General features: G+C 35.8%; 7 protein-coding genes and 1 pseudogene. 4 read left to right on the top strand and 4 right to left on the bottom strand.

Features of this window, described 5'->3' with window-relative positions; genetic code table 11:
• Window positions 1-705 precede the first annotated feature (705 nt).
• A complete protein-coding gene (locus B371_RS0103695) occupies window positions 706-1,461 on the bottom strand; it encodes a class I SAM-dependent methyltransferase (RefSeq protein ID WP_019412964.1) in 756 nt (251 codons plus the stop codon).
• A gap of 67 nt (window positions 1,462-1,528) precedes the next feature.
• Complete coding sequence (locus B371_RS0103690; protein ID WP_019412963.1) at window positions 1,529-2,545, bottom strand: MsnO8 family LLM class oxidoreductase; 1,017 nt, start codon at window positions 2,543-2,545, stop codon at window positions 1,529-1,531.
• Window positions 2,546-2,754: 209 nt separating this feature from the next.
• On the opposite strand from B371_RS0103690, the gene B371_RS0103685 reads away from it, so the two are divergent.
• The 3 genes and pseudogenes from B371_RS0103685 to B371_RS21220 all read left to right on the top strand — a co-directional run bounded on the left by B371_RS0103685 (window position 2,755) and on the right by B371_RS21220 (window position 5,319).
• Complete coding sequence (locus tag B371_RS0103685; protein ID WP_019412962.1) at window positions 2,755-3,570, top strand: EcsC family protein; 816 nt, start codon at window positions 2,755-2,757, stop codon at window positions 3,568-3,570.
• A 295-nt stretch (window positions 3,571-3,865) separates the two neighbouring features.
• The gene (locus B371_RS0103680) at window positions 3,866-4,864 is read left to right on the top strand and encodes a DUF3231 family protein (protein ID WP_019412961.1); all 999 of its coding nucleotides are present in this window, start codon (window positions 3,866-3,868) and stop codon (window positions 4,862-4,864) included.
• A 6-nt stretch (window positions 4,865-4,870) separates the two neighbouring features.
• Window positions 4,871-5,319, top strand: a pseudogene (locus B371_RS21220) (hypothetical protein).
• A gap of 199 nt (window positions 5,320-5,518) precedes the next feature.
• Here the strand turns inward: B371_RS21220 and B371_RS0103670 are convergent.
• Both B371_RS0103670 and B371_RS0103665 read right to left on the bottom strand, forming a co-directional pair.
• The gene (locus B371_RS0103670; RefSeq protein WP_019412959.1) at window positions 5,519-6,106 is read right to left on the bottom strand and encodes a class I SAM-dependent methyltransferase; all 588 of its coding nucleotides are present in this window, start codon (window positions 6,104-6,106) and stop codon (window positions 5,519-5,521) included.
• 194 nt (window positions 6,107-6,300) lie between these two features.
• Window positions 6,301-7,470, bottom strand: coding sequence for a lactate 2-monooxygenase (locus B371_RS0103665; protein ID WP_019412958.1), 1,170 nt, complete (start codon window positions 7,468-7,470; stop codon window positions 6,301-6,303).
• A gap of 187 nt (window positions 7,471-7,657) precedes the next feature.
• On the opposite strand from B371_RS0103665, the gene B371_RS0103660 reads away from it, so the two are divergent.
• Window positions 7,658-8,806, top strand: a complete 1,149-nt coding sequence (locus B371_RS0103660; protein ID WP_019412957.1) for an iron-containing alcohol dehydrogenase — start codon at window positions 7,658-7,660, stop codon at window positions 8,804-8,806.
• The last annotated feature ends 175 nt before the right edge of the window (window positions 8,807-8,981 follow it).

Raw genomic sequence — 8,981 nt, 5'->3', positions numbered from 1 at the left:
AGCGCAAATCAGCGGTATCATACTGGAACCTACTCCTTAAATTACCGGGAATACTGGATTCATGGCTCACTAAATTTATATACTTTTGTATGAAAACTCCCTGTAGACAAAAAGATAATATTTAACTAACCTCTTCAATACTTTATTTTTTTGAAGGGGTTTACTATTTCCTCTATTTTTAAGATCACTTTTCATGGTACATGGTGGCATACGTTAAACGTAACGTATGCCATGGTGGTTTCTTATTTTGTAAAAAAAACCGGGCAAAGTACACCCGGTCCTTTAAGAAAGTACAAATGATGTTATGATCTGTTGAATAGGATATATCAGACTGTATCGCCATTGGTTTACGGGTCATTTTGGACGGCAAACCTACTGCACCATAACTTCAAAGAATAAGACAAGCCATCTAATCCAATCTAGTAATTTTTGTTACAATGCACTTTCATGTTTCGAAGCTAGCGTCGCAATGCAGGAAACAGGCGGGCATTCCACTGGCATTCCTTTGATTTATACTGCGTGCTTGGAAAAGGTTCACAGAGAGTTTGGAATTGTGGTATTAGCCCACACCTATTGAAAGTAGAAGGTATCTGCCAGCTACTCTCGAGATAAATAAATAAAAACAAAAAAAGGTGGAGAAAAACACTCGTTTTTCTTCACCTTTTTTATTTTAAGAACTTATTAGACAGCCCCTATATTAGGGTGCTATTTTTGAGAAATAATTAAAAAACGATGTTCTTTCGATTCTATATAGCCTTGTTTCTCTCTTTGTAATTCCAATTGCCATAATCGGTCAAAACAGTTATCTACCGTAAATCCGGGAAATTCCCACTTTATTATTGAAGCAAAGTACACGAAAGCTCCTATATCATAAAACTTCATTTTCGGAAAATATTCATCAGCTTGAATAATTTTAAGCCCTGCACTATCAATTTTCTTGATATTCTCAGGAAGGTTATTGTCCTTATATGGACTATCTGAGAGGTCTTTGATAACGTATTTGGCTATGTCTCTATTGTTCTGACCGCCTATTTGCTGCGTGATAAAATGGCCAGATGGCTTTAACACTCGATGAACTTCATTAATATCAAAAGATTCATGACGGTTAATAACAATATCAAAAGAACAATTATTAAATTCAAGGTGATCATCTTCATCTACAAATTTCACTGTAATTCCTAAATGACCGAGTTTTTTCTCGCATAACTCTAGATTCGGTAAATAACCTTCCGTAACTGATGTCAATTCATACGGGTGATTAAGCGTTAAAAGTACCTCTCCGCCGCCGGTACCCATGTCTAGCAAATTATCAGCTGGCCCTATATACTTTCTAATTATTTCACCATAGTCCCAAGGCAGTGAATCTTCCTCTGTTCTTCCTTTTAGATAGGAAAAGTCCCAACCTTTCATTCCTCTAGAAAATTCTTTCTTGCAATCCAATTTAAATAGTTCTTTATTCATAAGTCCCCCTTTACATTCTCTAGCAAAGATCTCATACAAAATGAAATCTTCGTCATAGAGTCCATAATTAATCCATCATTTCTGCAACAATTTCATAAGAATGTAGTCGATCTTCTTGATGGTAAATTGAAGAATTAATGATTATTTCATTTGCTTTCGTTGCTTTTAGGAAACTTTCAAGTTTTCGTTTAACGGTATCTGGATTTCCAACGATTGTTGAGGTTGAAGAAAGTTTCTCGTCAAATGCTGCTTGTTCCCTCATCGTCCAAGCAGTATTTAAATCGTCAATTGGTGGTTGGAATTGTCTTGGTTTTCCTTGCATTAAGTCAAACATCTGTTGCTGTTGCGACGTTGCTAACCATCTAGCTTTTTCATCCGTTTCTGCTGCAATCACATTAACACCAAGCATTGCATAAGGTTCTTTTAGCACATTGGAAGGTGTAAAATGTTGATGGTAAAGTTGCATCGCAGGTAGTGTATAATCGTTTGAAAAATGACTGGCAAACGAAAATGGAAGCCCCTTTCTCGCAGCTAGTTGAGCACTGAAACCACTTGAACCTAGGAGCCAAATTGGAACCTCAAGCCCTTCTCCAGGAAATGCCCGAACGCGTGTGGGTTGTGTATGATCAAAATAGCCTTGAAGTTCAGTTAATTGATCTGGAAAATCTTCACCATTGCTATTCAAAGTTCGGCGTAAAGCATATGCTGTTGCTTGGTCACTACCTGGTGCACGTCCAAGTCCAAGATCAATTCTCCCTGGATACAATGATTCTAGTGTACCGAATTGTTCAGCAATCACAAGTGGCGCATGGTTTGGTAGCATGACACCTCCAGAGCCAACGCGAATGTGATTTGTAGCACCTGCAATATGTCCGATGATTACAGATGTTGCGGAGCTAGCAATACCTGGCATATTGTGATGCTCTGCTAACCAATAGCGATTAAATCCTAGTGATTCAACATGCTTAGCCAATTCCACACTATTTTTAAATGACTCCCTCGCATTGCTACCTTGCTTTATTGGCGCAAGGTCAAGAACTGATAAAGGTATATTATTAAACTTCTTCATTTTAATGGAATCCAAAAATGCTCACTCCTTTAAGATACTCTCAATAGAAATCATACAATGCTTGGTTACATTCATCTAATTATTAGCTTATACATTATTGTAATCCTCTAAAATGTAATTAAAAAGGATTAAGATAATAGCAAAAGCACATCCTTCTAATGAAATGAAACTTATTTAAGAAGTTTTCGTACTACAGGTATTCTATAAAAGAGGAGAACACCAAATTGACTGAATCGATTGAATGGCTAACACAAGAATTAAAAAAAGCAGAGGAATGGGAGAACAGCCAAAATGGTTTATGGTTTTGGGAAAAGCTCGGTCGTTACCCCTTCAAACTCATTGATAAATGGACCCCTACCTTTATTCAAAATAAAATTGGTATTATCTTGGACGAGCTTGGTCACTATATTCAAACCGGCGGTAGCTACTTAAGTCCAATATCTGCTATCTCTTCTTATTATTCTGGTGATTCAATTAAATCATTGGATGATGTATCAAACCTACCACTAACCAATATGGATCAGGCTGTTGATAAACTAACGACTAATCGAAAGAATCTTGCAACCATTCAAGGGGCCACAACGGGTATTGGTGGAATCTTCACCTTAACTATCGATATTCCAGTACTTCTAGGTTTACAGTTAAAAACAATTCAGGATATAGCAATTTGTTATGGGTATGATCCTAACTCTAAAGTAGAGCGTTTATTTATCGTGAAATGTCTTCAATTCGTCTCGGCTGATATTGTTGGAAAACAAACGATCCTAAATCAATTGACTCATTTCGATAATCCAGATGATTCAATTAAAAGAGAGGTTCTTTCAGAAATTCAAGGTTGGCGCGAAGTTGTATTCTCTTTCCGTGATCGATTGGGATGGAAGAAGCTATTTCAAATGGTGCCAATTGCTGGTTTTGTATTTGGTGCATTTATTAACCGCAGTGCTGTAAGTGATATAGCTGAAGCAGGCAAAATGCTATATCGAAAGAGAAGAATCATCGAAAAACTTGCTACTCAATCTGTTCAAAAAGATTTGGAATGATTTATTAGTGTTTACAGCTGCTTTTTCTTACGTAATCTACGGAAGAATGAATATATAACAATCAATCATGAAGAGGATTGATCTAAAACTTAATACTAGTTGATAGAAAATGTTTGTTGAAGATGTAATTTCAGCAGGCATTTTTTTGTTTTAACTTCACTCATCTTTAAATATCAAGTTTAAATAATCCTCCTCAATTCAATAAAAAATCAACTAAGTTAAAAAACAGTACGAATAAATTCACTCAAATAGGGAATTATTTACCTTATCATGATACAAAGAAAGGGTGGACGTATTGAACATTGAACATGATCCTCGTTTAACTTCTGCAGAGATAAGTTATTTATGGGAAGCCTATCTTAATGAAAGTATGTCTGTATGTGTATACAAGTATTTACTTTTTCATATCAAAGATACCAATATAAAATCACTTGCTGAAAAAGTATTAGCAGGATCTCAAGAGTATGTTAATTCGATACATGGGATATTAACTTCTGAAGAAATACAAGTCCCACAGGGCTTTACGGATGAAGATGTAAATTTAAAGGCAAAACGGTTATTCTCAGATAATTTCTGTTTATACTACATTAGAAACATGATTTCTTTGGGCTTGTCGGGTGATGCAATTTCATTAACTACTATTTATCGGCAGGATATTCTTTCCTTGAATTCCAATAATTTAATAAATTTAATTAAGCTAAATTCTGAAACTTCTCAGATTATTTTAGAAAAAGGATTAACAATTCGTCCTCCCTACATCCCTTATCCAACAGAAATCGAATTTATTCACAAACAATCTTTTATTTTAGAATTATTGGGTACAAGACCTCTCACATCACAAGAAGTTACTACTCTTTATGTAAACATCCTTTCAAACAATATCGGTTTATGTATTAGCTTTGGTTTTGCCCAAATAACTGATTCAAAAGAAGTAAGGGATTATTTTTTAAGAGGTAAAGAAATTGGGACTAAGCATTTAAAGGTATTTAGTGATTATTTAGAGAAACATTCTCTACCAGTAACAATGCCAATGGCAATCAACCAGGATGTAACTGATTCTTCAGAGTCACCTTTTTCGGATAAATTATTAATGTTTCATTATCTAATGATGATGGGATCTGGGGCTAGTAACTATGGCAATGCAATAGCAACGAGCATGAGAAGTGATTTAGTTGTTGACTTCTCTCGATTAATGACAGAAACGATGAAGTTTAATGAAGATGGAATGAATATCATGATTAAAAACAGCTGGTTTGAACGACCTCCTTTAGCATCCTACCGAGAAAAGGATTAGGATGTTGTGGAAACAAACGAAAAACTTCTTTGGAGTATAGCCCTTCCTGGTTTTGGCCAATTATTCAATGGAAAATACCTTAAAGGATTACTTCTGATATTTTTAGAAATATTGGTCAATGTACAAGCCAATATAAATATAGCTATTTTACTTAGTTTTATTGAAGAGATTGAAAAAGCGATTCAAGAAACTGATTTTCAATGGTTAATGTTTTATCCTTGTCTGTACTTTTTTGCCATGTGGGATGCTTATAAAGATGCCGGGGGAGGTAAAAAACCTTACTCATTCCTTCCATTTGTAATTGGCGCATATTCTTAACTATTGGTGTAATTTACTCAGCTAAATTTCATCTATTCGGAGTATTATTAGGTCCTACTTGGTTACCAATATTTTGTGTAATTCCTGCTTTAGTCATTGGGATTTTATTGAAGAAAATATTGAATAAGGTTCATTAAAGGTATCATGATTAATAAGAGAATCAGAGCAAAGCTACCTCAGATTCGTTTCTGAAAACCACTCTGTATAACGACTCCTAATTATAGCAGCGGCCGAAGATATACTTCGGCCGCTGCCTGTAGTACTATTTATAAAAAATGGCTCGATCTCATATTACGTTGTTTTTAAAAAATAAAAGCCAAACTGGTGGTTGTCTTCTCAAATTGTACACTCAATACTTAAAAAGAGACCTCCATAATGAGGATTCACTTTTAAAATTGATAAGTTTGATTGTTTCAATATATTAAGCGTATCCCGGTTTAAATGACATCCATCACAAACTTTTCTCCATAAAGGTGTTAGTAAGTCTTGAGTTATACCTAAGGATTTTTGATTCATTCGAACATGTTCAAAGAACAGTATTTTTGCTCCAGGTTTACAAACACGTTGAATTTCTTGGAGAGCTTTATTAGGCTCCGTTATGGTACAAAAAACTAACGTCGCTACTACTGAATCAAATGTATTTTCAGGAAAGGGAAGTTTTTCTGCTTTGAGTAAATAAGTTCGAATTGGAATACTAGATTCCCTTATACGTTTACCTGATCTTTTACTCATTAAAGGATTAGGTTCAATCGCATCTACCATAATTGCATTCGTGTAGTAAGGAAAATTCACTCCAGTTCCTGAACCAATTTCGAGTACCCTTCCCTCTGCTTTGCTAATAAGCGATGTTCTGATTTTCTTGAAATAAGTCTTTTCAAGCGGATTCATTATTATATCGTAAACTTGCGGAAACAATTTCCCCAATTTAAATCACCTCTGAAATTTCCCTAATATTCTTATCTAATGTCCACATTAAATTTTAGTAAAGTTCCTAGTGGATTTCAATTAAAACTTTCGAAAAGAGATCGAGACTTACTTTTAACAATCTAGCATAGAGAAACATTTCATTTTACTAGTTAGTGTTTTAAATTTACTTCTTTTCTATCTTTCAATGGAAATTATCTCTTAGATTCCATAAGAATTGATTTGTTTATCTCACGCACAGACTTTTCCCCGCTCAACGCCATAGTGATATCCATGTCTGCAATCAGATTTCGTAAAACTTCTTTCACTCCTCGTTCACCAGCTACGGCTAGCCCATACATACAGGGTCTTCCTACAAGCACTGCTTTTGCACCTAGAGCAAGTGCTTTGATGACATCAGATCCCCGTCTAATACCACTATCCATGAGCACAGGAATTTGATTATTAATTACTTCACACACGAGTGGTAGCGCATCAAGTGCCCCTAAAGCACCATCAACTTGGCGACCTCCATGATTGGAAACAATAATCCCATCAACCCCATGCTCTAATGCTAGTTTTGCATCTTCTGGATGCATAATTCCTTTTACTAAGATTGGTAGTGTTGTATGTTCTCTCAAAAAAGACAAATCACTCCATGTAAGTGCAGCATTCCCAAAAACCTTTGCCCAATGCATGATTGCGGCGTTTGGATCCTCTTTTGGAGACTTCTCAAGTTTTGAACAAAAAGCTGGATCTGTTAAATAATTGCCAACCCCTTCCCCCATTAAGAAAGGTAAATACAGGTTTTTTAAATCATATTCTCTCCAAGCCATCATTGGTGTATCTAAAGTAACAACGATTGCCGAATACCCTGAGGCTTCAGCTCTTTTTAAAAAACTCGCAGTAACTTCAGGGTCTTTACTCCAATATAATTGAAACCATTTGGGTGCATCCCCCATAGCTTCTGCAATCTTTTCCATAGGAACTGTTGAGGCGGAACTTGCAATATATGGCACTCCAATTGCTGCACATGCCCTTGCTGAACCTAAGTCACCATCTTCATGAATGATTGATTGAACACCAATTGGGGCATGGAGTAAAGGATAGTTATATGTTTGTCCAAATAATTCAATTGTTGTATCGCGATTTTCAACATCTCTAAGCATTCGAGGAACAATTTTCCAAGAGTCAAATGCCTGTAGATTTGCTTTCATTGTTTTCCCCCCACTAGCACCAGCAGCAACATAGTAGTAAGGACCATCTTTTAATATATCTCGTGCACGTTTTTCCCATTCCTCATATACAACAGGAAGTCTTTCTGGATCCGGGTTTGTCATAGTTTGATAGACACTAAATTGTACTTTATTACCGAAGTTAGACATGTACATTCTCCTCATATCAAATTTATAAAACGTAAGCGTTTCCAATTATTCTCAAGTATAGTATTCTATTATTCTTTAGTCAATTTGTTGTGTGATTCCGCTTTCTTCATTACAGTAGTTCGACAACTCTAGTTTAATCATTTAATATATTCATTATAGTTCAATTTTCAGAAAATGAGGGATGATAATGGAATCTTTTGATTTTAATTTGCCTACTAAAATCTATTGTGGAAATGGTAGTTTTCAAAATGTAGCGGAGCACATAAAAGAAGGCAACAGAATTTTTATTGTTTCTGATCCTGGTATTGAAAAGCTGGGTTTTGTTGATAAACTTCTTCAACAACTAGAAAACTATGATGTCAAGGTTTTTACCAATGTCAAACCAAACCCAAAAGATACGGATTGCATTGAGGGAGGAAACAGTGCCCGTGATTTTGATGCGGATTATATTATTGCTCTAGGTGGAGGTTCAGTTATTGATGCAGCCAAGGCCATAGCTGTTTTGCAAGTACACGGAAAGCGACCACAAGACTTTGCGGGACGCGGTCAAGTGCCTAGTGCTGTTAAGCCCATTATTGCCATTCCTACAACAGCTGGAACAGGAGCAGAAGTCACTCGGTCTTCTGTCATAACAGATACAGTCCGGAAAATTAAATTTACAATTAAAGATGTGAACATCGCACCAGTCGTTGCAATAGTAGACCCAGAACTTACATATGGCTTACCTGCCCCGTTGACTGCTTCGACAGGAATGGATGCCTTGGTTCATGCCATTGAAGCATTTACTTGTAAAAGAGCAAATCCCGTATCAGATGGCTTAGCCATTCAGGCAATTAAGCATATTTATCCTAACTTAAGAAAGGCCGTAGAAGATGGATCAAATAAAGAGGCACGTTACCATATGATGATTGGTTCAACGATTGCAGGAATGGCTTTTTCACATGCGGATGTCGCATCTGTTCACTGTATGGCAGAAGCAATTGGCGGTTTGTATGATACCCCTCATGGCGTGGCCAATTCCATGTTCTTACCTTATGTGATTGAATACAATGCTATGGCAGATATTAAGAAACATGCCACGATCGCAAGAACGATGGGAATCGTTAAAGAAAAAGCTACGGATGAGGAAGCGACTATAGCACTTGTCGAAGAAATGAAGCAATTGGCAAAAGATATATTAATTCCGTCCTTCGCTTCTTTAAAGGAAATAAATATAGCTGACTTTAACTATCTAGCTACATCGTCATTTGAGAATGGTTCCACTCAGAGTAATGCTAGAGAGATAACTCACGAGGATTACTTACAGTTATTTAATAAAGCTTATGCAGAGAAATAATGACTTTTAAAATATTTAGTTTAATGAAAGAAATATGTATTTCAGAAAAATAAAAAGTAGTATCCTATACCTTTAGATAAGCAAACTAACAATCCATGTTAGTTTGCTTATTTTTATTAAATGAGTCAATTTCATAATAAAAAATCTAGTAAAATATCCGAACAAAGTTGATTTC

It is taken from the genome of Paenisporosarcina sp. TG20, assembly GCF_000286315.1.
Classification (GTDB): domain Bacteria; phylum Bacillota; class Bacilli; order Bacillales_A; family Planococcaceae; genus Paenisporosarcina.
The sequence above is the reverse complement of the archived record's forward strand: the minus strand, read 5'-3'. Positions and strand labels throughout refer to the sequence as shown.

Bases quoted from the DNA above. Each gene is read 5' to 3' on its own strand.
- B371_RS0103695 (WP_019412964.1), bottom strand. From the start codon at position 1,461: ATGAATAAAGAACTATTTAAATTGGATTGCAAGAAAGAATTTTCTAGA.
- B371_RS0103665 (WP_019412958.1), bottom strand. From the start codon at position 7,470: ATGTCTAACTTCGGTAATAAAGTACAATTTAGTGTCTATCAAACTATG.
- B371_RS0103660 (WP_019412957.1), top strand. From the start codon at position 7,658: ATGGAATCTTTTGATTTTAATTTGCCTACTAAAATCTATTGTGGAAAT.